A 23,249-nucleotide genomic window follows, 5' to 3' on the forward strand; every position below is an offset into this window, starting at 1 on the left:
GCTCACGCCTTCAGCGTGTCCTTCCGGTACAGCCAGGCCGCGCCTCCCGCGAAGAGGACGAAGAAGACGGCAAGGATGGCGATGTCCTGGGCGTGCGGGGTCCGGCTCTGCTCGATCGACCGCCCGAGGGCAGCGTACGCGTGCGTGGGCAGCCACTTCGCGATGTCCTGGAGCCACTGCGGGAAGGTCGTGGTGGGCATCCACAGGCCGCCGAGCATGGACAGGCCGAAGTAGGTGATCATCGTGATCGGGCGGACGGCGTCCCCGCTGGCGAGGTAGCCGATGGCGACGCCGAGCGCGGCGAAGACCAGGCTGCCGGCCCAGATGGCGCCGGTGAGGGCGAGCCACTGCCAGGCGTCCAGCCGGACGTCCTTCACGGCCGCGGCGACGACGAAGACGATGACGATGGAGGGCAGGCTGACGACGGCCGCGCTCGCGGTCTTGGCGAGGACGTATCCGCGCCCCGGCAGGGTGGTCAGCCGCAGCTGCCGTACCCAGCCGCTCTCGCGCTCCTTGGCGATGCGCTCGCTGTTGCCCATCAGGACGGCGGTCAGGGCGCCGAAGGAGGCCATGGAGACCATCATGTACGTCGGCAGGGTGAGCCCGGTGCCATCGATCTTGGTCTTGCTGTCGGCGTTGCCCGCGATGAGCAGGAACAGGGCGGAGGGGTAGATCACCGAGAAGAACAGGAACTTGCGGTTGCGCAGGGCGCGGGCGAGTTCCAGTTTGATCAGAGAGTTCACGACTGCTTGGCCTCCTCGGCCTCCGTGATGGCGACGAACGCCTGCTCCAGGCCGAGCCCGGCGACTTCGAGATTGCGGGGGTAGACACCGAGGCCGTACAGGGCGTGGACGGTGGCGTCGGCGTCGGTGGACTGGATGCGGACGGTCTGGCCGGAGACGCTGACCGAGGCCAGGAAGGGCAGCGCGCGCAGGGCCGGCTCGTCGATGTCGCCCTCCAGGTCGAAGGAGACCCTGCGGGCCCCCGCCTTCGCCTTGATCTCGGCTGCGGTGCCGTCGGCGAGGAGCCGGCCGCGGTGCAGGACGAGGACGCGGTCCGCGATGGCGTCGGCCTCTTCGAGGTAGTGGGTGGCGAAGAGGACCGTACGGCCCTGGTCGGCCTGTTCGCGCATGGTGGCCCAGAAGGCCTGGCGGGCGGAGACGTCCATGCCGGTGGTCGGCTCGTCCAGGACGATCAGGTCGCTGTCGCCGGCGGTGGCGAGGGCGAAGCGGACGCGCTGGGCCTGGCCGCCGGAGAGCTTGTTGACCTTCCGGTCGGCGATCTGGGAGATGCCGGCGCGGGCCAGTACGTCGGTGACCTTGTAGGGCTTCGGGTGCAGATCGCAGGCGAGCCGGACCAGTTCGGTGACGGTGACCTCGTCCATCAGCCCGCCGCTCTGCAGCATGGCGCCCACCCGTCCGGCGACGATCGCCTCGCGCGGGCCGGTGCCGAAGACGCTGACCGTGCCACCGTCGGCCTGCTTGAGGCCGAGCAGCAGATCGAGGGTGGTGGACTTGCCGGCGCCGTTCGGCCCGAGCAGGGCGACGGTCTCCCCCGGGTGCAGCGTGAGCGACAGCCCGTCCACCGCCCGCACGCTCCCATAGGTCTTGCTCACCTGATCGAACCCGACCACCGGGGCGCCGGTGGTCACCGCTGTCGTTGTCATGGCGTCCATGGTGGCCAGGAGGGCCGGGTGCGGGGCAGTGTCGGGGGTCCTGAGAGCCGGATGACAGATGTCATACCGACGCCGTGACACGCCGGAGGGGCGCCCGGTGAACACCGGACGCCCCTCTGCGGGCCGGGCTGGTTCCGGTCTAGTTCGGGGTGGTGTCGATGACCGCGATCCGGTTGGTCCTGCTCGTCAGTGCCTGGCGGAGGGCGCCGTACACGTCCTGCGGGGTGACGGGCGTCTTCTTACCGTTGGACCGGGTGATCAGCACGCCGTCGAACGCCTGGCCGTAGAGGTTCTTCAGGGCCACCAGGTCGGGCTTGTCGACGAGCTTGCCGTCGACGGCCGTCACCCGGAGGAACTTCCACAGCGAGTTCTGAGGGCTCATCGGGACCGAGTGCGCGGCGTCCGTCTGCACGGTGACCTTGGCGGACATCGCCGGCTCCGCGAACGCCTTCATCTCGCGGTCGACCTCGGCGTTGGAGACCGTCGGCTGCTGGGTGGTCGTCGGCACCGTGACCGGGGCGGCCGTGCCGGTTTCCACCATCGACCGGTAGGCCTCCGCGACCGCCTGTGTCGAACCGGCCGCGTCGATGCCCTTGCCCGCCTTGCCGTAGACGGCGACGGCCTTGCCGGACTGGAACTTGATCGTGCCCTCGGCGACCGAGCCGGAGCCACCGCCCGCGTCCTTCAGGGCGACCTGGAGCTTCTCCTCGTCGACCGGCATGACCGGCTCCACGACCCGCTTCTGGCCGAAGAGGGAGCCGATCACGGAGACGGGGTTGTAGTCGCTCGTCGCGGCCGCGCTGACGGTGGCGGTGGTGTCGAACTGGAGTCCCGCCTTGTCCGGCGTGAGCGAGACCGTCTTGCCGCCCACCGACAGCTTCAGCGGCTTGTTCACCCGGTCGCCGAACGCCTCGTCGAGCTTCTTGACGGCGTCGTCGCGGGTGCCGCCGCCGATGTCCACACCGAGCACGGTGGTGCCCTTGGGCACGTCGGAGTGGTTCATCAGCAGTCCGGCGCCGTACACACCGATGCCGGCGACGACCACGACCCCGCCGAGCAGGGCCGGCTTGCTGCGGCCCTTCTTCTTCTTGGACTTGCTCTGCGGGACGTTCGGCGAGACCGGCTCGGGCAGCTTCGGGGGCGTGTGCGACACGGCCCCGTCGGTGGGGGCGCCCGGCCCGAACGGCGAGGCCGCCGTGGGCGGGACGACCGGGATACCGCTGGTCACGGTGTGCCCGGAGATGTTGTCCGCCGGGGAGCCGTAGCCGGGCATGCCCGGTTCGGGGGCCGGCTTCTGCGGGGTGAGGATCGCGGTGTCGTCGCTCAGACCGCCGCCGGGGCCGCGGCGGGCGGCGGGACCGGCGCCGGGGGTACGGCGGTGCCCGCCGACGGTGCCGGGGCCGGTGAAGGACTCGCCGGGCGCCGTGCCGAGGCCGCCGGGTGCGCCGGTGACCGGCGGCACCATCGGGCCGTCGCCGGTGACCGGGCCGCCGGTCGGGCCCGCGGGGCCCTGCGGAACGCCGGGGCCGCCGAGACCGTTCGGACCGTTGAAGCCGCTGGAGCTGTCGGGGCCGGCCGGGCCGGCGCCCTGGCCGTTCACACCGCCGAAGCCGTTCTGGCCGCCGGGGCCGCTCTCCGCGAAGTACGGCAGATCGTCGCGGCGCGGCTCGTCGCCGCCCGCGCCGGGACGGGAGCCGTTGCCCAGCGGGCCCGCGGCCAGCGCCTCGGTCACGTCGAAGGAGCCGGTACCACCGCCGTGCCCGGGAGCCACGGGTCCGCCGGTGGCGCCGGGGAGCCCCGCGCCGTTCGTACCGCCGGGACGGGAGCCGCCCGGCGCGCTCATGGAGCCGACCACACCGCCGGGGCGACCGGCGCCCGGACGCGCGCCCTTGGGCGCAGCCGCGCCGCCGGGGGCAGCCGTGCCCGTGCCGGAAGCGGTCGCACCGGCCGCGGAACCGCCGGGGATTCCGGCGCCGTTCGTACCGCCGCCGGCCGGACCGCCCTTGCCCGCGCCGGACTTGCGGGGTGCGAACCAGTCGCTCGTCTTCTCCCCGGCCGCCGCCGCGGGCTCGCCGGACGGCTCGACGCCGCCGGTGGGCCCGGTGGGCTTCGGGGCGGGCGCCGGCTGCGCCTCGGCGGCCGCGCCCGTGTCGTCGTCGGAAGCCTCGGTGTCCGCGACGGGCGTGCGCACGACGACCGGCGGAATGGGCCGCGATCCGGGGATGTTGATCCGGATGCGCGTCGTCAGCGTGGTCTCGGTCTTTCGCTCCTCGGGCTGCGCGGCCGAACGGTCCGCGCCCGTACCGTCGCCGGAAACCATGGGGGTCCCGTACGGCGGCGTGCCCGAGGGGTATGCGGCTCCGCCGCGCCCGTTGGGCCCGGAGGACGGAGTGTCAGTTTCACGACTCAAGGCAGGTTCTCCCGGTTGGCTCCGCCGCCCGTCACGACCTTGCTCGGGCGGCTCGGCGGCGCGCACCACCATACTGGCCACTTCTGGCGCGTATCCCATGACCGCTGGGGAAACCCACACCGGACTCGCACGCGCGCCCCGTGGCGAATTGGTACGTCACTTGGCAAGTCGGGCGGCATCGCCGTCCGGTTGCCGCCCCGGTCCAAGGGTGGCGCAGATCACAGCCAGGGCCATGCCGCCCAGCAGGAACAGATAGGAACCGCCCCCCGCGCCGAACAGGAAGTCCCCTTCGGGACGGCCTGCGGTGAGCAGGATGACGGTGACGATCCAGCCTGCCGCGGGCGCGACCGCCCCGGCGCGGCTGCCGGTGGCACGCGCCCCGCCGAGGAACACCCCGGCCGCGCCCGCCAGGGCGAGCAGCAGCCCGCCCGGGAACCAGCCGCCCTGCACCAGCGCCCCGGCGAGCCCGGCCAGGGCTCCGAGCACGAACAGGCCCACATGGGCGGCGATCCGCCCGGCGGAGGGCCGCTGCAGCGGCTGGGCGAGCATAGATCCGCGCCCTGCCGAACTCATGACGCCTCCTCGACGCCGGTCCCGGCGAACAGGTCGGTCTCCCGGGTCCGCGGGCGCTCTGCGCCCACCAACTCGTAGTACTCCGTGGTGAAGACGGGCTGGGCCAGTTCGTTGGAGAGCGCGAAGTACGGTTCGGCCACCTCGATCTGGGTGGCGTGCGCGCGCATCGCGGCGGCCTTGGCGGCGGCGTACGCGGTGCCGTCGACCTCGGCGGTGACGCGCTCCTCGTCGACCACGCCCGGGACGTCCTCGACGGAGGCCGGCTTGGCGAAGGGCAGAGCGGGCAGATCGTCCCGAAGGCGGGCGAAGGCGTCCTCGGCGACCCGGCGCGGAACGCGATTCCAGTAGACCTTGGGGATACGCCAGCCCGCGTCGGCGGCCAACTCCACAGCCCTCATGGCGACGCGGTGGGCCTGAATGTGGTCGGGGTGGCCATACCCCCCATTGTCGTCATAGGTGACCACAACCTGGGGCCGGACCTCCAGGATCACCTCCACGAGGTATCCGGCGGCCTCGTCGAGGTCGGCCTGCCAGAAGCAGGCGGGGTCGTCGTTGTCGGGCAGCCCCATCATCCCGGAGTCCGCGTAGCGCCCGGCGCCCCCGAGCAGCCGGAAGTCGTCGACACCCAGCTCGCCCATGGCACCCCGGAGCTCACGCAGCCGGTACTCGCCAAGAGCGGCACCGGTCAGATGCCCCAGTTCGGGCGGAATGACCTCACCCCGCTCCCCGAGGGTGCAGGTGACCAGGGTGACCCGCGCTCCCTCGGCCGCGTACTTGGCCATGGTCGCGCCGTTGTTGATCGACTCGTCGTCCGGGTGCGCGTGCACCAGCAGCAGACGCCGGGCGGGCAGTTCCGTCATGGCCCCACCCTACGAGGCGCCCACCCTCACCGGGGCACGCGCCCGACCAGACGCTCAGGTGGCGGACCCCCGGGTACCCCCACGGAGAGCGGCGGGACGACACAGCCCCTCGGCCAGGAGATCCGCGGTCACGGCATGCCGTACGGCCCCGAGACCGACCTCCCGCTCCAGCCAGGCGGCGACACCGGGGGCGAGGTGAGCCGCCTCACGACGGAGAGGAGGCGGGGGCCGTGGCGGCGGAGGTGACCGGTTTGCGGGGGTGTGCACTCCCCTCGGCGCCTTGGGCCTCTCGGGGGCTACGGGGGCGTGGCCATTGGCTGTACGACGCTGGTGGCCGGGTTGGTTGGAGGAGAGGGTGCAGAGCAGGCGGGGCGGGCGCAGTGCCCCGGCGCTGACGAGTGGCCGTGGGGCCGCCCGCTGCTTTGTCAGTGTCGTGCTTCCACGCCCCGAGTAAAGGGCGCTCCAGCACGGGTGAGGAGCGGGCGGCCCACCTGTGCTTGACAGTCGGCGTCGGGACAACGCCCCCCGGCCGGCTTCCGGCTCGGGGGCGGGTTGCCCCGGGCAGGGCAGACCGCCCCCACGGGTGTCGCTCACCTCGATACGGAGGGTGTCCCCGACGACGTACAGAGCACGCTGAAGTTCCGGACGGCGCAGTCGAGTTGGGTGGAGTTTCCCTGGTTCACGTCACTCAGCGTGGCCGCCTCTGCGTACCGCGAGCAGTGACGCAGCCGATGCGTACGGTTACTGTCCGGAGCGTCGGAACCCGTCCGCGCGAACCACCCGGCCCCGGCGAGGCCGCCCAGGGCCGGGCTCGGCGCACGTCAGAACTTGATGCTGCCGATCATGCTCGCCACGTTCGTCGTCAGCTCACTGATCGTTGGAGCGACGGTCGAGGAGGCCAGGTAGAAGCCGAGCAGCATGCAGACGACCGCATGGCCGCCCTTCAGCCCTGACTTCTTGATCAGCAGAAAGACGATGATCGCCAGCAGCACCACCGCCGAAATCGAGAGTGCCACGGCGGCTCACCTCCAAAGATCCCAGGTACGCGGGGGTTCGGACTATGGGGGTTGTAGATCGGTACAGCAAATCCATGCACGAGCCAGCAGGTTCATACCCACTCAGCGGTAGTGATCATAACTATCCGTACTCGCGCATCGGTCGGCGCACGGCCGCACAAGGGGGCGCATGGCCAATATGGTCAGGGGATGACGACCGAGCCTGACTCCTTCCCCCGACGGCACGCCCGCACCCAGCGGTTCACGCTCGGCGCGCCGCGTGCGTTCACCGTGGCTCCCGACGGTTCCCGTGTGGCGTTCCTGCGCTCGCACTCCGGTACGGACCGGGCCAACTCCCTGTGGATCATTGACGTGACGGACGGCCGGGAGCGCCTCGCGGCCGACCCACGGGCGCTGCTTGGCGGCGCCACGGAGCATCTCTCGCCCGAGGAGCGGGCGCGCCGCGAACGCAGCCGCGAGGGCGGTGCCGGCATCGTCGGCTACGCCACCGACACCGCCCTGGAACTGGCGTCTTTCGCCTTGTCAGGGCGGCTTTTCACGGCGGAGCTACGGGCCGGCACGGCACGTGAACTCCGGGTTCCCGGGCCGGTGATCGACCCGCGTCCCGCCCCCGACGGACGGCATGTGGCGTATGTCGCCGGGGGCGCCCTGCGGGTGGTGGGCGCGGAGGGCGAGGGGGACCGGGCGCTGGCGGAGCCCGACGCGGACGGGGTCACCTATGGATTGGCCGAGTTCATCGCAGCCGAGGAGATGGGGCGTGCGCGGGGCTTCTGGTGGGCCCCGGAGTCGGACCGGCTGCTCGTGGCGCGCGCGGACGACACGCCGGTGCGGCGGTGGTGGATCGCGGATCCGGCCCACCCGGAGCGTGAGCCACAACACGTCGCGTATCCGGCGGCGGGCACCGCCAACGCGGATGTACGGCTGTTCGTGATCGGCCTCGACGGGGCCCGCACGGAGGTCGCCTGGGACCGGGCGCGCTATCCGTATCTGGCGCATGTGCACTGGTCAGAGGCGGGTGCCCCGCTGGTCCTGGTACAGGCGCGGGACCAGCGCAGCCAGCTGTTCCTGGCCGTGGACCCGGACTCGGGGGCGACCCGGATGGTGCATGCGGAAGAAGATCCAACATGGCTGGAACTTTTCCCTGGCGTGCCCTGCTGGAGCCCCTCCGGACAGCTCGTGCGGATCGCCGACGAGGGCGGTACGCGGGTGCTCGCGGTGGGCGAACGCCCGCTGACCGGAGCCCAGTTGCACATCCGTGCGGTGCTCGACGTCTCGGACGACGACGTGCTGGTCTCGGCCTCGGCCGGCGAGGAGGCCGAGGCTCCCGGCATCGGCGAGGTGCACGTCTACCGGGTGAACGAACTCGGTGTGGAGCGCGTCTCACAGGACCCCGGCGTGCACTCGGCGGTGCGCGCCGGGGGCGTGACCGTACTGATCTCCGCCGCACTGGACCGCGCGGGCGCCCGCGTCCAGGTACTGCGTGACGGAAAACCGACGGCGACTGTCCAGTCGTACGCCGAAGATCCCGGTATGTCCCCGCGCGTGACGCTCACCGAGGGGGGCGCACGGCGAATCCCGTGCGCCGTGCTTATGCCACAGGACTACCCCTCCGACACTCCCCTGCCGGTGCTGCTGGACCCCTATGGGGGTCCGCACGGCCCGCGCGTGGTCGCCGCGCACAATGCCCACCTGACCTCGCAGTGGTTCGCCGACCAGGGCTTCGCGGTGGTCGTCGCCGACGGCCGGGGTACCCCGGGGCGCTCCCCCGCCTGGGAGAAGGCGGTGCACCGTGACTTCACGGTGTCCCTGGACGACCAGGTCGAGGCGCTCCAGGACCTCGCGAAGCGGTACCCCCTCGACCTGACCCGGGTGGCGATCCGCGGCTGGTCCTACGGCGGCTGGCTGGCGGGCCTGGCCGTGCTGCGCCGCCCGGACGTCTTCCACGCGGGCATCGCGGGGGCTCCGGTCACCGACTGGCGCCTGTACGACACCCACTACACCGAGCGGTACCTGGGCAACCCGGCCGCGGACCCGGCGTCGTACGCGAAGAGCTCCCTGGTCACGGACGACGGCCTGTCCTCCCCCGCCGAGCCGCACCGCCCGCTGATGATCGTGCACGGTCTGGCCGACGACAACGTGGTGGTGGCCCACGCGCTGCGCCTGTCCTCCGCCCTGCTGGCCGCCGGCCGCCCGCACGAGGTGCTGCCGCTGTCCGGCGTCACACACATGACCCCGCAGGAGCAGGTCGCGGAGAATCTGCTCCTCCTCCAGGTGGACTTCCTCAAGCGTTCGCTGACACAACCGCGCAAACACGCGTGAACTGCGTTAACGCGCAGGCAACTTAGCGGAAGCGGTACCGATATACGGACGCGCGAGGCTGAACAGCGTACGGCCGTGCGGGTGCCGTAAACGGGCCGGGGTGCACCATGTCACCCCGGCCCGTTGCCGTGTTCCTCCAGCGGGACCACCTGCTTCTCCTCCGCGAAGTGACACGCCGAGTCGTGCGCCGCGGGACCCGTCGTGCGGCGGAACTCGGCGGGTACGGCGAGCGCCGGTACCTCCAGCGCGCAGCGCTCCTGGGCCTTCCAGCAACGGGTGCGGAAGCGGCAGCCGGACGGGATGTTCGTGGGGGACGGGACATCGCCCGTGAGGATGATGCGCTCGCGGTGCTCACGGGCCTCGGGGTCCGGTACCGGGACCGCGGACAGGAGGGCCTGGGTGTAGGGGTGCGTGGGATGGTCGTAGATCTCGGCGTCCCTGCCGGTCTCCACGATGCGGCCCAGATACATCACCCCCACCCGGTCCGAGATGTGCCGCACGATCGACAGGTCGTGGGCGATGAAGACGTAGGAGAGCTCGAACTCCGTCTGGAGCCGGTCCAGGAGGTTGACGACCTGCGCCTGGATCGAGACGTCCAGCGCCGACACCGGCTCGTCGGCGACGATCACGTCCGGGCGCAGCGCAAGCCCGCGTGCGATGCCGATGCGCTGGCGCTGGCCGCCCGAGAACTGGTGCGGATAGCGGTTGACGTACTCGGGGTTGAGGCCGACCACGTCCAGCAGCTCCTGGACCCTGCGGCGGCGGTCGCCCTTCGGGGCCGCCTCGGGGTGGATCTCGTACGGCTCCCCGATGATGTCGCCCACCGTCATACGGGGGTTGAGCGAGGTGTACGGGTCCTGGAAGACCATCTGGATGTGGCGCCGTACGGCCTTCAGGGCCTTGCCCGAGAGCCTGGTGATGTCCTCGCCCCTGAATCGGATCGAGCCCGCCGTCGGCTGTTCCAGGTTGCACAGCATCCGGGCGACCGTCGACTTGCCGCAGCCCGACTCGCCCACCAGGCCCAGGGTTTCGCCGCGGCCGAGCGTGAAGTCGACGCCGTCCACGGCCTTCACCGAGCCGATCTGCTTCTTGAAGAGGATGCCCCGGGTGAGCGGATAGTGCTTGACGAGGCCGCTGACCTCCAGGATCGGCTCAGTCATGGAGGCACTCCCGCCAGAAGTGGCAGGCGCTGCCGCGCTCCTCGGAGACCTCGTACAGCGGGGGTTCGTCCGTGCGGCACACGTCCCGGGCCATCGGGCAGCGCGGGTGGAAGGCGCAGCCCGGCGGGATGTCCATCAGGTTCGGCGGCAGGCCCTTGATGGCGTAGAGCTCCCGGCCCTTCTGGTCCAGGCGCGGGATGGAGTCGAGCAGGCCGCGTGTGTACGGGTGCGCGGGTGACTTGTAGATGTCGTGGACCGGGGCCGACTCTACGATCCGTCCCGCGTACATCACGGCGATGCGGTCGGCGACGTCGGCGACCACGCCGAGGTCGTGGGTGATCAGGATCAGCCCCATGTCGTACTCGCGCCGCAGTTCGGCGAGCAGATCCATGACCTGGGCCTGGACGGTGACGTCGAGGGCGGTGGTGGGCTCGTCGGCGATGATCAGCGCCGGCTCCAGGGCCAGCGCCATGGCGATCATGATGCGCTGGCGCATTCCGCCCGAGAACTGGTGGGGATAGTCGCGCACCCGCTGGGCGGCGCCCGGGATGCGCACCCGGTCCATCAGCTCGACCGCCCTGGCCCGCGCGTCCTTGCGTGACATCCCCCGGTGCACGACGAACATCTCGCCGAGCTGCTCGCCCACGGAGAGCACGGGGTTCAGTGCCGACAGGGCGTCCTGGAAGATCATCGCCATTCCGGAGCCGCGGATCCTTCTCCTCTCCTCTTCTTTCATCTTCAACAGGTCCTGGCCCCGGAAGAGGATCTCGCCGCCCGTGATCCTGCCGGGCGGCATGTCGAGAATGCCCATGACGGCCTGCGCGGAGACCGATTTGCCGGACCCCGACTCACCGAGCACCGCGAGCGTCTCCCCCGCGTCCACGCCGTAGCCGACGCCGTTCACGGCCTTGGCGACCCCGTCCCGGGTCCGGAACTCCACGTGCAGGTCACGCACTTCGAGCAGCACGGCGGCTCACCTCAGCTTCGGATCGAGGGCGTCGCGCACCGCGTCGCCGAGCATGATGAAGGCCAGGACCGTGATCGCCAGGGCGCCGGAGGGCCACAGCAGCGCGTGCGGGGCGTTGCGGATGAAGGGGGAGGCGGCGGAGATGTCGATGCCCCAGGAGACGCTGGGCGGCTTCAGGCCGACGCCGAGATACGACAGGGTCGCCTCCAGCGAGATGTAGGTGCCGAGCGCGATGGTCGCCACGACGATCACCGGGGCGACCGCGTTGGGCGCGATGTGGCGCAGCAGGATGCGGGAGTTGGAGGCGCCCAGGGAGCGGGCCGCCTGCACATAGTCGTTCTGCTTGACGGTGATGACGGAGCCGCGGGCGATGCGGGAGATCTGCGGCCAGCCGAGCAGCACCATGAACCCGATGACCGGCCAGACCGTATTGCTGGTCACCACGGAGAGGAGGACCAGACCGCCGAGGACGACGGGGATCGCGAAGAAGATGTCGGTCACCCGGGACAGGAGCGAGTCCCAGGCCCCGCCGAAGAACCCGGCGAGGCCGCCCAGCGCGGACCCGAGGAGCGCGACCCCGAGCGAGGCGCAGACGCCGACCGTGACGGACGTACGGGCCCCGTAGACGGTCCGCGTGTAGACGTTGCAGCCCTGGCCGTCGTACCCGAAGGGGGCGCCCGGCTGGGAGCCCTCCTGGGACTTGGCGAGGTTGCACTGCAGGGGGCTGCCGGAGGCGATCAGCGAGGGCCACAGGGAGATGACGACGAGGAAGAGGATGGCGAGCGCGGAGACGATGAAGACGGGGTTGCGGCGCAGGTCCCGCCAGGCGTCGGACCACAGGCTGCGCGGCTTGGCGCGGGGCCCTGTGCCCAGCGGTCCCGCCGGTGTCTTCTCCAGCGTCTCGGCCTCGCTCGCCGCCAGGTCCATCCCGCTGCCGGCGCCGGTCCCCGCGATGGCGCGTTCGGGCTCGTGCAACTGCTCAGGCATAGCGGATCCTCGGGTCGAGTACGGCGTACAACAGGTCCACGAGCAGGTTGACCAGCAGGAAGACGAGGACGAGGACGGTCACGAAACCGACGACCGTCTGGGTGTTCTGCCGCAGGATGCCCTGGTAGAGCTGGTAGCCGACGCCGTGGATGTTGAAGATCCGCTCGGTGACGATCGCGCCGCCCATCAGCGCCCCGATGTCGGCGCCGATGAAGGTGACGACGGGGATGAGCGAGTTGCGCAGCAGATGCCGGGTGACGACCCGGCGCCGGGGCAGGCCCTTGGCGACGGCCGTACGGACGTAGTCGGACCGTTTGTTCTCCGCGATGGAGGTGCGGGTCAGCCGGGTGACGTAGGCGAGGGAGACGGCCGCCAGGACGAGGCCCGGCACGATCAGTTCGCCGAAGGCGGCCTGCTGGGAGACCGACGGCTGGATCCAGTGCCACTGCACGCCGAGCAGCAGCTGGAGCAGCAGGCCGGTGACGAAGGTCGGTACGGAGATCACGACCAGGGTGGCGAGGAGCACACCGGTGTCGACGGGGCGGCCGCGGTGCACTCCGGTGACGACGCCCAGCGAGATGCCGATGACGATCTCGAAGAGGATCGCCACGATCGTCAGCCGGATGGTGACGGGGAACGCGGTCGCCATCAGCTCGGTGACGGGCTGGCCGTTGAACGCGGTGCCGAAGTCGCCGGTGAAGATGTTCCCCATGTAGGTCAGGTATTGCTGCCACAGCGGCTTGTCGAGGCCGAACTCCCGCTTCAGCTGGGCGGCCGTCGCCGGGTCGCAGGCACGCTCGCCGCACAGTCCCGCGATGGGGTCACCCATCACGTTCACCATCAGGAAGATCAGCAGCGTCGCCCCGACGAACACCGGGACCATCTGGAGCAGACGCCGGACGACATAGCGCCCCATGGCGGCTCAGCCGACCTTGATCTCGTTGTAGACGGGGACGCTGAACGGGTTCAGGGCGACGTTGGACAGCCGCTCCGAGTAGCCCGCGCTGCCGTTCTGGTACCAGAGCGGGATGGCGGCCATGTTGTCCCGGACGACCTCTTCGGCCTGCTGGAAGGTGGAGACCGCCTTGGCGGTGTCGGTCTCGGCGTTGGCCCGGTCCACGAGCTGGTCGAACTGCGCGTTGGACCACTTGCCGTCGTTGGAGGAGGCATTGGTGTAGTAGAGCGGCTGCAGGAAGTTCTGGATCAGCGGGTAGTCCATCTGCCAGCCCGCCCGGAACGGGCCGCTCATCTTGTGCCGGCCGATCTGGTTCCTGAAGTCCGCGAAGGTGCCGATCGGGTTGCCCACGCAGGCCTTGTCGTTGCCGAGCGCGTTGTTGATGGAGTTGCACACGGCGTCCACCCACATCCTGTGCGAGCCGGTGTCGGCGTTGTAGGTGATCTTGAGCTGTCCGCCCGGGAGCCCGCCGCCCTCCTGGATCAGCTTCTTGGCCCCGGCCGGGTCGTACTCGCAGGCGCTCCCGCACAGCCCCTCCTTGAAACCGCCTGCCGTGCCGAGCACGGGCGAGGTCCAGTCGCTCGCCGGGGTGCGGGTCTTCTGGAAGATCGTGTCGGTGATCTGCTTCCGGTTGATCGCCATGGACAGGCCGGTGCGGACCTTCTCGGCGCCGGCCTTGTCCCAGTCCTTGTCGTAGTACGGGAAGGCGAGGGTCTGGATGATGCCGGCCGGGGTGTTGATGTAGCGGTTGCCCAGGTCCTTCTTGACGTTCCTCAGCTGCGCGGCGGGGACGTCGTCGACGAGGTCGAGGTTTCCGGCCAGCAGATCGGTGTAGGCGGTGTCGCTGTCCGTGTAGACCTTGAGGGTCACACCGTCGTTCTGCGCCTTGTCGGCGCCGGGGTAGCCGTCCCACTTCATCAGGGCCATCTGGAAGCCCCTGGCGTACGAGTCGATCATGTACGGCCCGTTGCCGACCGGCTTCTCCAGCCAGGCGGCGTGGTCGGAGAAGAACGACCGGGGCAGCGGCGCGAAGGCCACGTAGCCCAGGGTGTCGGGGAAGCCGGAGAACTTCTGGTTCAGCTTGACCGTGAAGGTCCTGTCGTTCACGACCTTCAGTCCGGAGAGCGTGTCGGCGCTCTGTGAGCCGGTGGCCGGGTGGACCTTGTCGTAGCCCTGGATGTAGCCGAAGAAGTAGGCGTTCTTCTGGTTGTTCTTCAGGCTCGCGCCGTAGTTCCAGGCGTCCACGAAGGACTTGGCGGTGATCTTCTCGCCGTTGCTGAAGGTCCAGCCGTCCTTGATCGTGACGGTGAAGTTCTGCGAGTCCGGGGTGTCGATCCTCTCGGCGAGCATGTTCTGGGCCTGCGCGGTCTTGGGGTCGTACCGCTTCAGACCGCGGAAGATCATGTCGAGGACCTTGCCGCCCTGCACCTCGTTGGTGTTGGCCGGTTCGAGGGGGTTCTGCGGGTCGCCCCAGGAGGAACTGAGGACCCCGCCCTGCGTGCCGCTCGTGGCTCCGCCCCCGCACGCCGTCGCGACGAGCGCCACCGCCGTCGCACCGACGGCCCATCCGGCGTGCCTGGCTCCACGCATGGCGTGCCTCCTCCGAGAGCGGTGATCCAATACCGGCCGATTTCAGCTACCGGTCAATATCAGCGCAAATGCCGCATACCGCATGTGTGCGCCACTCGGGAGGGGCCCTTTCAGGGGACGGGTCATCCGGATGCACGCAGCCCCCGCCGGGCGGGCGCGGCGATCTCGGGCGACGAATGCAATGGATCTCCGCGTAACGATGCCGAAACGTTGGATTGCGTCCCGCCGATGTACGCATTTCGACACACAGCCGTCCGCATATCGAACTCGTTGCCCGAATAGTCCAGTTAGTCCGAACTAAAGCACGGAACGATTACAGCGTGCTACCCGCGTAGCTACGGAATGGTCAAGCATGAGTAAAGAAGGTAAATAGACAACCAAGGCGACCGAGAATTTATTGACCTTGAATGAATTGCGTTGAAAAAGTCCGGCGTAGCCCGTAGGGGAGCGCCCTGCGGAGTCATCAGACCCTCCCTTGGGCCAGGAGCACCATGACCCCCCCAACTCCATCTGCGGCTGCCCCGCTTGAGGTGACCGACGAGAGCGTCGAGAAGTCGACCACTTCTCCCTCTTCGAAGGGCAACGAGAGCAGGTCCCCGGGACAGCTGGCCTGGCGCCGGTTCAAGCGGGACCGCACCGGCGTCATATCCGCTTACGTCGTGATCTTCTTCTTCGTGATCGCGCTGGCGGCGCCGCTGATCGCCAATCTGTACGGGAAGGATCCGTACACGACGTACGGGCTCAACACGCCGGGGCTGCTCGGCGACAACGGCTTCCCGGTGAAGCCGAACGGCGGCATGAGCTCGGACTTCTGGTTCGGCATCGACCCGCAGCTCGGCCGCGACGTCTTCACCTTCCTGCTGTACGCGATCCGAAACTCGCTGCTGATCGCCACAGCCATCACGATCTTCGTCGTGATCCTCGGTGTGGTGATCGGTGTCACCGCCGGCTACATCGGCGGCAAGACGGACTGGTTCCTCGGCCGGGTCATCGACATCCTGCTCGCCTTCCCGCAGCAGCTGTTCTTCGTGGCCTTCACCCCGGTGGTGATCGCCCTGTTCGTGTCCGACAGCGAGAACACGCCCACGTCGCTGATCGTCATCTCGATGATCCTGCTGCTCACCGCCTTCGGCTGGGCCTCGATCGCCCGACTGCTGCGCGGCCAGGTACTGGCCCTGCGCGAGCGGGAGTTCGTCGAGGCCGCCAAGGTCACGGGAGCGTCTCCGGCACGCATCATCTTCAAGGAGCTGCTGCCCAACCTGTGGACGCCGATCCTGATCCAGGCGACGCTGACCCTGCCCGCGATGGTCACCACGGAGGCGGGTCTCGCGTTCCTCGGCGTCGGTCTTCAGGACCCCACCCCCGACTGGGGTGTCATGATCGGGAACGCCGCCAAGTACTACCAGGACGACATCACCTTCCTGCTCTTCCCGGGCCTCACGATGGTGGCCTTCGTCCTGGCGTTCAACCTCCTCGGCGACTCGTTGCGCGACGCGCTCGACCCGAAGACCAAGCGCTGACTCCGGCTCTTTTCAGGACCACGGCGATGACGCCGGGGTGCCGGTTCTCTCACTCAACTCACTCCCAAGGCAGGATTGCGATGTCCTTCTCGCGCAGAAACTTCCTGATAGCCACCGGTGTCGCCGCCGCGGCAGGCTCCGTGCTGACCGCGTGCAGCAGCGGTGACTCCAGCAGCAACGGCGGCGGCGGCAAGCAGGATGCGGCCAAGGCCAAGACCACCACGGTCAAGATCGGCACGGCGGAGGACTCCAAGGGCCCGGCTCCGGAGGTCTCCGGCGCCAAGAAGGGCGGCAAGGTCTCCCTGCTGAACGACGACGACTTCTCGCACCTCGACCCGCAGCGCATCTACTACGCGTGGAACTCGCTGGCCGCGATCGTCCTCTCCCGCACCCTGACCGGCTACAAGGTCGCGGACGACGGCTCCATGACCCTGGTCGGCGACCTCGCCACCGACACGGGCACCATGAAGGACGGCGGCAAGACCTGGTCCTTCACGCTGAAGGACGGCGTCAAGTGGGAGGACGGTTCCGACGTCACCATCGACGACGTCCGTCACGGCTTCGAGCGTGCCTTCGCCAGCTTCATCACCGAGGGCGCCATGTACGTCCAGACGTGGCTGACCGGCTCGCAGGAGTACCGCAAGTCCTACCCCGGTCCCTTCAAGGGCAAGCACCTGAAGTCGATCGTGACGAGCGGGAAGACCATCACCTTCCACCTCTCCGAGGCCCGTCCGGACTTCAACTACGTGGTCGCGATGCACTCCTACGCGCCGACCCCGGTGAAGAAGGACACGAAGCAGGACTACGACAAGAAGCCCGTCTCCAACGGTCCTTACAAGGTCAAGTCGCACGTCACCGACAAGTCGATGGTCCTGGTCCGCAACGAGCACTGGGACCCGAACACGGACCCGATCCGCAACGCCTACCCGGACGAGTTCGACTTCACCTTCGGCATCGAGCAGCTGACTGCGATCGACCGTCTGCTCGCCGACTCCGGCAACGACCAGTACGCCGTCTCCTGGCGCACGATCCCGCAGGAGCGTGTCCAGAAGGCCGTCACCGAGGCCAAGGACCGCGTCTTCGAGGGTCTGGGCAGCGGCGTCAGCGTCTACTGGATCAACACCACCCGGGTCACCGACAAGTCCGTCCGCGAGGCGCTCATCAAGGCCTGGCCGACCGCCGGTATCCGTCAGGTCCAGGGCGGCACCCACCGCGGTGACTACGCGACCGGCATCATGAGCCCGCTCGTCGCCGGCTACAAGTCGCAGGACGTCTGGGGCAAGCTGAAGAACCCGGCGGGTGACCCGGCGGCCGCCAAGGCGATCCTGAAGAAGGCCGGCAAGCTCGGCACCAAGATCGTCTACGCCTACCAGCAGGACGACACCAACGCCAAGGTCAAGGTCGTCGTCGAGAACGCCCTGAAGGCGGCGGGCTTCGAGGTCGTCACCAAGGGCATCGACTCCACCACCTGGTACGACCAGACCGGCAAGGTCGCCAACCCGTACGACGTCTACTGGGGCGGCTGGGGCTCCGACTGGCCGACCGGTTTCTCGGTCTTCCAGCCGCTGTTCGACAGCAAGGCGATCGCCGACGGCGGTTCGAACTACTCGCACCTGAAGGACCCCGCGGTCGACGCCGCCATCAAGGCCGCCACCGCGGAGACCGACAACGACAAGGCGAACGCCATGTGGGCCGCCCTGGACAAGCAGGTCACCGAGACGGGCGCGTTCATCCCGGACGTCTACATGAAGCGCATCTACCTCCACGGCTCCAAGCTCGGCAACGTGAAGATGGACCCGAACTTCGACGGTTGCATGCTCTACAAGATGTACGTCAAGGCCTGATCCATCCCTGAGAGGTGGGGCGGTCACCGACCGCCCCACCCTCGGCTCGTCCACCGGGCCCCCGGTCACCCCGGCCCGGCCCGATCCGCACGACGGCCCTCCCAGGAAAGCCAACCCCCATGCTTCGCTTCCTAGTCCGCCGAATCCTCGGCGCCGTGGTCACGCTGTTCGTCATCAGCGCGGTCACGTTCATGCTCTTCTACGCGGTGCCGCGTGACCCGGCTCGGATGGCCTGCGGCAAGCTCTGCACGCCGGAGACGCTCCAGATCATCCGGCACAACATGGGGATCTCGGATCCGCTGCCGGTCCAGTACTGGCACTGGCTGTCGGCCATCTTCGCGGGTCGGGACTTCACCGGATTCGGCCACTGTGACGCGCCCTGCCTGGGCTACTCGTTCGTGAACCGTGAGCCGGTCCTGTCGACCGTCATGGACCGCTTCCCGACGACGTTCTCCCTCGCCGTCGGCTCCTCGGTCGTCTTCGTCATCTTCGGTGTCGGCGCCGGCATGCTCGCCGCAGTGAAGCAGGGCAAGGCCACCGACAAGGTCGCCAGCTCCGCCTCGCTGATCGCCTCGTCGATGCAGATCTACTTCGTGGGCACGCTGGCCCTGTACTTCTTCGTGTACCAGTGGCACATCCTGGACCAGCCGTCGTACACGAACTTCACCGACAACCCCGCCTTGTGGTTCAACGGCCTGCTGCTGCCCTGGCTGGTGCTGGCCCTGATCTTCACCGCGAACTACACCCGTATGACGCGCTCCCAGATCGTCGAGACGCTCAGCGAGGACTACGTCCGCACCGCACGGGCCAAGGGTCTGTCCAAGCGCAACGTCTTCTTCCGCTTCGCCTGGCGCGGCGCGATGGGTCCGATCGTCACCATCTTCGGCATCGACCTGGGTGTCCTGCTCGGTGGCGCGATGATCACCGAGAAGACCTTCAGCCTCCAGGGCCTGGGCATGCTCGCGGTGAAGTCCGTCTTCACCAACGACCTGCCCATGCTGCTCGGCGTCATGATCATCACGGCCTCCTTCGTGGTGATCGCCAACATCGTCGTCGACGCCCTCTACGCCCTGATCGACCCGCGGATCCGGCTCGCCTGACCCCGCTCGCCCCCACCAGCTACCCCGCATCACCCCCCTCTGGAGCGTCCCCGTGACGAGCACCGACCAGCAGCCCTTCCTGTCCGTCAAGGACCTGAAGGTGCACTTCTCGACCGAGGACGGCACCGTCAAGGCCGTCGACGGCCTCTCCTTCGACCTCGTGCGCGGCAAGACGCTCGGCATCGTGGGTGAGTCGGGGTCCGGCAAGTCGGTCACCAACCTGACCATCCTGGGCCTGCACAACCCCGACAGCACCAAGGTCGAGGGCTCCATCGAGCTCGACGGCGAAGAGCTGAACGGCGCCTCGGAGCGGAAGTTGGAGAAGCTCCGCGGCAACAAGATGGCGATGATCTTCCAGGACGCGCTGGCCTCGCTGTCGCCGTACCACACGATCGGCATACAGATCGGCGAGACGTACCGCAAGCACACCGGCGCCTCCAAGAAGGAAGCCCGTGCGCGCGCGATCGAGATGCTGAAGCGGGTAGGCATCCCGCAGCCGGAGATCCGGGTGGACGACTACCCGCACCAGTTCTCCGGCGGTATGCGCCAGCGCGCGATGATCGCCATGGCGCTGGTCTGCGACCCCGAGCTGCTGATCGCCGACGAGCCGACCACGGCTCTCGACGTGACGGTCCAGGCCCAGATCATGGACCTGCTCAAGGACCTGCAGAAGGAATTCGGCACCGCGATCATCTTCATCACCCATGACCTCGGGGTGATCGCCGACATCGCGGACGACGTCCTCGTCATGTACGGCGGCCGGTGCGTGGAGCGCGGGACGAAGGAGGAGGTGCTGCGCTCCCCGCAGCACCCCTACACCTGGGGTCTGCTCGGCTCCATGCCGAGCCTCGACGGCCCGGTCGACGTGCCGCTGAACCCGATCCCGGGCTCCCCGCCGTCGCTGCTGAACCCGCCGTCCGGCTGCCGCTTCCACCCGCGTTGCGCCTTCGCCGAGAAGGTCGAGGGCGACCGGTGCTCGAAGGAGCGCCCGCCGCTGGAGATGGCGGACGGCCGCGGCAGCGCGTGCCACCTCACCGACGACCAGCGCCGTGAGTTCTTCGCCGACCTTGCCGCCAGCAAGGCCCACTGACGTACACGAGACGGGATTTCACCACCATGAGCAACACCACCCCCCTCCTGGACGTCTCCGGGCTGACCAAGCACTTCCCGATCAAGGGCGGCTTCCCGATCCGGCGTACGGTCGGCCACGTCCAGGCCGTCGACGGGCTCGACTTCCAGGTCTCCGAGGGCGAGAGCCTGGGCCTGGTCGGCGAGTCCGGCTGCGGCAAGTCGACCACCGGCCGACTGATCACCCGCCTGCTGGAGCCGACCGGCGGCAAGGTCTCCTACCGCGGCCAGGACATCACGCACGCCGGCCGCAGAGACCTCGCGCCGATCCGGTCCGAGATCCAGATGATCTTCCAGGACCCGTACGCCTCGCTGAACCCGCGGCACACGGTCGGCAAGATCATCTCGGGTCCGATGGAGATCAACGACATCAACCCGGCCGGCGGCCGCGAGAAGCGCGTCCGCGAGCTGCTGGAGATCGTCGGCCTCAACCCCGAGCACTACAACCGCTTCCCGCACGAGTTCTCCGGCGGTCAGCGCCAGCGCATCGGTGTCGCCCGCGCGCTCGCCCTGGAGCCGAAACTGATCGTCGCGGACGAGCCGGTCTCGGCCCTGGATGTCTCCATCCAGGCGCAGGTCGTGAACCTCCTTCAGAAGGTTCAGAAGGAACTCGGCATCGCGTTCGTCTTCATCGCCCACGACCTGGCGATCGTGCGGCACTTCTCGCAGCGCGTCGCGGTCATGTACCTGGGTAAGATCGTCGAGATCGCCGACCGCGACGACCTCTACAACAACCCGCGTCACCCCTACACGCGGGCCCTGCTCTCCGCCGTGCCCGAGGCCACGGTGGACGACACCCCGCGCGAGCGCATCCGGCTCACCGGTGACGTGCCCTCCCCGATCAACCCGCCCTCCGGCTGCCGCTTCCGCACCCGCTGCTGGAAGGCGACGGAGAAGTGCGCGACGGAGGCCCCGCCGCTGGTCCAGGCCGAGGGCAACAAGCCCGGCCACCTGACCGCCTGCCACTACCCGGAGACGGCGGACACGATTCCCGCGCAGCGCCTCTCCAAGGACCCCGAGACGGCGGCCTGACACACCCCTTTCCGTCAGCCGTCGCCTACGGAACGGACTTTCACCGGCCCATTGACCCGAGCCCATGATCGTCCTGTTCCAGGGGACGAAGGCCCGTACCTCCCCAGGTGCGGGCCTTCGCTGTACCGCCAAGTGCCGTCGGACGAACGGGCGTTGCCCCGAGTTCGGAACCTGACAAGAAGACGGCGGATCCCGCCGTGCGGTTCACTCACGTATGACAAACTGCCGCGGTGGTCGATCATTCGTTCGCCGATCTTTCGCTTGCCGCCCTGTACGACACCCTCAACCCGTGGGGACCGGGTGACGACTTCTATCTCGGTCTGGTGAAGTCCGCGGAGTCCGTGCTCGATGTCGGCTGCGGAACAGGGCAGTTGCTCAGGCGGGCACACGAGGACGGCCACCCCGGCCGGCTGATGGGGCTCGATCCGGCCGCCGCCATGCTCGTACAGGCGCGACGGAACGCCCCTGCCGTGGAATGGGTGCTCGGGGATCTGCGGACGCGGCTGTGGAACGGCGAGTTCGAACTGGTCGTGATGACCGGACACGTCTTCCAAGTGCTCCTGTCCGACGAGGAGTTGCGTGCCTGCCTGCGCGCCGTGCGGTCGGCGCTCGCCGACGGCGGACGGTTCGTCTTCGAGACCCGCCACCCGGCCGCCCGCGCCTGGGAGACCTGGACGCCGGACCGGGTGCGTGAGGTCATGGGCGCCGACGGCACGGCCGTACGCGTGTGGCACGAGGTCCAGGGCGGTCCCGTCGGGGGCCGGGTGACGTTCACCGAGACCTACCAGGGCGACGGCTGGGCCCGGCCACGGGTCAGCCGGGCCACACTCCGCTTCCTGGACCCCGGCGCCCTGTCCGGCTTCCTCTCGGAGGCCGGACTCACGATCGTCGAGCAGTACGGCGACTGGGAGCGGGGGCCGGTGACCCCCGCGAGCCCGGAGATCATCACCGTGGCGGAGCGGACGGCCGAGCGGTCCTGTTAGCTGTCGCCCTCCTCCAGCGCCGCCAGTGCCGGGTCCAGCACGATGTCCTGGTCGCGTGCCTCGATCGTGGGCTCCTCCGGGAAGTGGCACGCCGTCAGGTGGCCGGTCCGGTTGCCGGAGATCTGGATCAGCGGGGGTTCCTCGGCCGCGCACTTGTCCTGGGCCTTCCAGCAGCGGGTGCGGAAGCGGCAGCCGGAGGGCGGGGAGATGGGGGACGGGACGTCGCCGGCCAGCCGGATGCGCTCGCGCCCGGCGGAGTCGGTGTCGGTGAGGTTGACCTCGGGCACCGCGGACAGCAGGGCGTGGGTGTAGGGGTGGCGGGGGCGGGTGTAGATGGAGTCGCGGTCGCCCACCTCGATGATCTTGCCGAGGTACATCACCGCCACGCGTTGCGAGAAGTGGCGGACCACCGCGAGGTCGTGGGCGATGAACAGGAACGCGATGCCCAGTTCCTTCTGTACCTCCTGAAGGAGGTTCATTACCTGCGCCTGGATGGAGACATCCAGCGCCGAGACCGGCTCGTCCGCCACGATCAGCTTCGGTTCGAGGGCCAACGCCCTTGCCACACCGATGCGCTGGCGCTGACCGCCGGAGAACTCGTGCGGGAAGCGGTTGTAGTGCTCGGGGTTGAGGCCGACTATGTCCAGGAGTTCACGGACGCGCTTCTCCCGGCCGCCGTCAGGCGCGATCCCGTTGATCTCCATCGGGTTGGAGATGATCTTGCCGACCGTCTGCCGGGGGTTCAGCGAGGAGTAGGGGTCCTGGAAGATCATCTGGATCTCGGAGCGGATGGACGCCAGCTGCTTGCGGGAGGCGCGGCTGATGTCCTTGCCCCGGTACGTGATCTTCCCGCTCGTCGGCTCCAGGAGGCGGGTGATCAGCCGGCCCGTCGTCGACTTGCCGCAGCCCGACTCGCCCACCAGGCCGAAGCTCTCGCCGACGCGCACGGTCAGGTCGATGCCGTCGACGGCCTGCACATGGCCGACCGTACGCCGGATCGGAAAGCCGCCCTTGACCGGGAAGTGCTTGGTCAGCCCGGAGACCTCAAGGAGCGCTTCTGACTCCACGCCGTCGGCCGACTCGCGCGGAGCGGGGAGGACGAGGTCCTCTTTCATGCCGTGTCCTCCTGG

General features: G+C 69.1%; 19 protein-coding genes. 7 read left to right on the top strand and 12 right to left on the bottom strand.

Features of this window, described 5'->3' with window-relative positions:
* Nucleotides 1-2 precede the first annotated feature (2 nt).
* The 6 genes from ACZ4EG_RS25945 to ACZ4EG_RS25970 form a co-directional block, all read right to left on the bottom strand.
* On the bottom strand, nucleotides 3-743 hold the full coding sequence (locus tag ACZ4EG_RS25945) for an ABC transporter permease (protein WP_453553556.1): 741 nt from the start codon (nucleotides 741-743) through the stop codon (nucleotides 3-5).
* Nucleotides 740-1,666: an ABC transporter ATP-binding protein gene (locus ACZ4EG_RS25950; protein ID WP_390708708.1), complete on the bottom strand. Its 927-nt coding sequence runs from the start codon at nucleotides 1,664-1,666 to the stop codon at nucleotides 740-742. The genes ACZ4EG_RS25945 and ACZ4EG_RS25950 overlap by 4 nt, the downstream gene beginning before the upstream one ends.
* Nucleotides 1,667-1,814: 148 nt before the next feature.
* Entirely contained in the window at nucleotides 1,815-4,085 is a 2,271-nt protein-coding gene (locus ACZ4EG_RS25955) for a hypothetical protein (protein ID WP_467792266.1), read from the bottom strand.
* 156 nt (nucleotides 4,086-4,241) lie between these two features.
* Nucleotides 4,242-4,658 (bottom strand): DUF6113 family protein, encoded by a 417-nt coding sequence (locus tag ACZ4EG_RS25960; protein ID WP_467792267.1) that lies wholly within the window; start codon nucleotides 4,656-4,658, stop codon nucleotides 4,242-4,244.
* Nucleotides 4,655-5,518 carry an N-acetyl-1-D-myo-inositol-2-amino-2-deoxy-alpha-D-glucopyranoside deacetylase gene (gene mshB / locus ACZ4EG_RS25965; RefSeq protein WP_467792268.1) on the bottom strand — a complete coding sequence of 288 codons (864 nt, stop codon included), beginning with the start codon at nucleotides 5,516-5,518 and terminating at the stop codon, nucleotides 4,655-4,657. Before mshB ends, ACZ4EG_RS25960 begins: the two co-directional genes overlap by 4 nt.
* Nucleotides 5,519-6,339: 821 nt before the next feature.
* On the bottom strand, nucleotides 6,340-6,534 hold the full coding sequence (locus ACZ4EG_RS25970; protein ID WP_030346161.1) for a hypothetical protein: 195 nt from the start codon (nucleotides 6,532-6,534) through the stop codon (nucleotides 6,340-6,342).
* Nucleotides 6,535-6,723: 189 nt separating this feature from the next.
* On the opposite strand from ACZ4EG_RS25970, the gene ACZ4EG_RS25975 reads away from it, so the two are divergent.
* Complete coding sequence (locus ACZ4EG_RS25975; protein WP_467792269.1) at nucleotides 6,724-8,853, top strand: S9 family peptidase; 2,130 nt, start codon at nucleotides 6,724-6,726, stop codon at nucleotides 8,851-8,853.
* A gap of 110 nt (nucleotides 8,854-8,963) precedes the next feature.
* On the opposite strand, the gene ACZ4EG_RS25980 is transcribed toward ACZ4EG_RS25975, so the two are convergent.
* The 5 genes from ACZ4EG_RS25980 to ACZ4EG_RS26000 are packed head-to-tail and all read right to left on the bottom strand — an operon-like array spanning nucleotide 8,964 to nucleotide 14,512.
* Nucleotides 8,964-10,013 carry an ABC transporter ATP-binding protein gene (locus ACZ4EG_RS25980; RefSeq protein ID WP_467792270.1) on the bottom strand — a complete coding sequence of 350 codons (1,050 nt, stop codon included), beginning with the start codon at nucleotides 10,011-10,013 and terminating at the stop codon, nucleotides 8,964-8,966.
* Entirely contained in the window at nucleotides 10,006-10,980 is a 975-nt protein-coding gene (locus tag ACZ4EG_RS25985; RefSeq protein WP_453553572.1) for an ABC transporter ATP-binding protein, read from the bottom strand. Before ACZ4EG_RS25985 ends, ACZ4EG_RS25980 begins: the two co-directional genes overlap by 8 nt.
* 6 nt (nucleotides 10,981-10,986) lie before the next feature.
* Nucleotides 10,987-11,967, bottom strand: a complete 981-nt coding sequence (locus ACZ4EG_RS25990; RefSeq protein ID WP_467792271.1) for an ABC transporter permease — start codon at nucleotides 11,965-11,967, stop codon at nucleotides 10,987-10,989.
* Nucleotides 11,960-12,883 (bottom strand): ABC transporter permease, encoded by a 924-nt coding sequence (locus ACZ4EG_RS25995; RefSeq protein ID WP_390731287.1) that lies wholly within the window; start codon nucleotides 12,881-12,883, stop codon nucleotides 11,960-11,962. The genes ACZ4EG_RS25990 and ACZ4EG_RS25995 overlap by 8 nt, the downstream gene beginning before the upstream one ends.
* Before the next feature lie 6 nt (nucleotides 12,884-12,889).
* Nucleotides 12,890-14,512 carry a peptide ABC transporter substrate-binding protein gene (locus ACZ4EG_RS26000; RefSeq protein WP_467792272.1) on the bottom strand — a complete coding sequence of 541 codons (1,623 nt, stop codon included), beginning with the start codon at nucleotides 14,510-14,512 and terminating at the stop codon, nucleotides 12,890-12,892.
* Nucleotides 14,513-15,042: 530 nt separating this feature from the next.
* On the opposite strand from ACZ4EG_RS26000, the gene ACZ4EG_RS26005 reads away from it, so the two are divergent.
* The 6 genes from ACZ4EG_RS26005 (at nucleotide 15,043) to ACZ4EG_RS26030 (ending at nucleotide 22,119) form a co-directional block, all read left to right on the top strand.
* A complete protein-coding gene (locus ACZ4EG_RS26005; protein WP_467792273.1) occupies nucleotides 15,043-16,032 on the top strand; it encodes an ABC transporter permease in 990 nt (329 codons plus the stop codon).
* Nucleotides 16,033-16,112: 80 nt separating this feature from the next.
* The gene (locus tag ACZ4EG_RS26010) at nucleotides 16,113-17,876 is read left to right on the top strand and encodes an ABC transporter substrate-binding protein (RefSeq protein WP_467792274.1); all 1,764 of its coding nucleotides are present in this window, start codon (nucleotides 16,113-16,115) and stop codon (nucleotides 17,874-17,876) included.
* A gap of 119 nt (nucleotides 17,877-17,995) precedes the next feature.
* Entirely contained in the window at nucleotides 17,996-18,976 is a 981-nt protein-coding gene (locus ACZ4EG_RS26015) for an ABC transporter permease (RefSeq protein WP_467792275.1), read from the top strand.
* A 52-nt stretch (nucleotides 18,977-19,028) separates the two neighbouring features.
* Complete coding sequence (locus ACZ4EG_RS26020) at nucleotides 19,029-20,066, top strand: ABC transporter ATP-binding protein (RefSeq protein WP_467792276.1); 1,038 nt, start codon at nucleotides 19,029-19,031, stop codon at nucleotides 20,064-20,066.
* Nucleotides 20,067-20,092: 26 nt separating this feature from the next.
* Entirely contained in the window at nucleotides 20,093-21,136 is a 1,044-nt protein-coding gene (locus ACZ4EG_RS26025) for an ABC transporter ATP-binding protein (RefSeq protein ID WP_467792277.1), read from the top strand.
* Nucleotides 21,137-21,366: 230 nt separating this feature from the next.
* Nucleotides 21,367-22,119 carry a class I SAM-dependent methyltransferase gene (locus tag ACZ4EG_RS26030; RefSeq protein WP_467792278.1) on the top strand — a complete coding sequence of 251 codons (753 nt, stop codon included), beginning with the start codon at nucleotides 21,367-21,369 and terminating at the stop codon, nucleotides 22,117-22,119.
* Here ACZ4EG_RS26030 and ACZ4EG_RS26035 read toward each other — a convergent pair.
* Nucleotides 22,116-23,234: an ABC transporter ATP-binding protein gene (locus ACZ4EG_RS26035; protein ID WP_467792279.1), complete on the bottom strand. Its 1,119-nt coding sequence runs from the start codon at nucleotides 23,232-23,234 to the stop codon at nucleotides 22,116-22,118. The two genes, ACZ4EG_RS26030 and ACZ4EG_RS26035, sit on opposite strands and share 4 nt — an antisense overlap.
* Between the last annotated feature and the right edge of the window lie 15 nt (nucleotides 23,235-23,249).

The organism is Streptomyces sp. NPDC025638 (assembly GCF_055558775.1).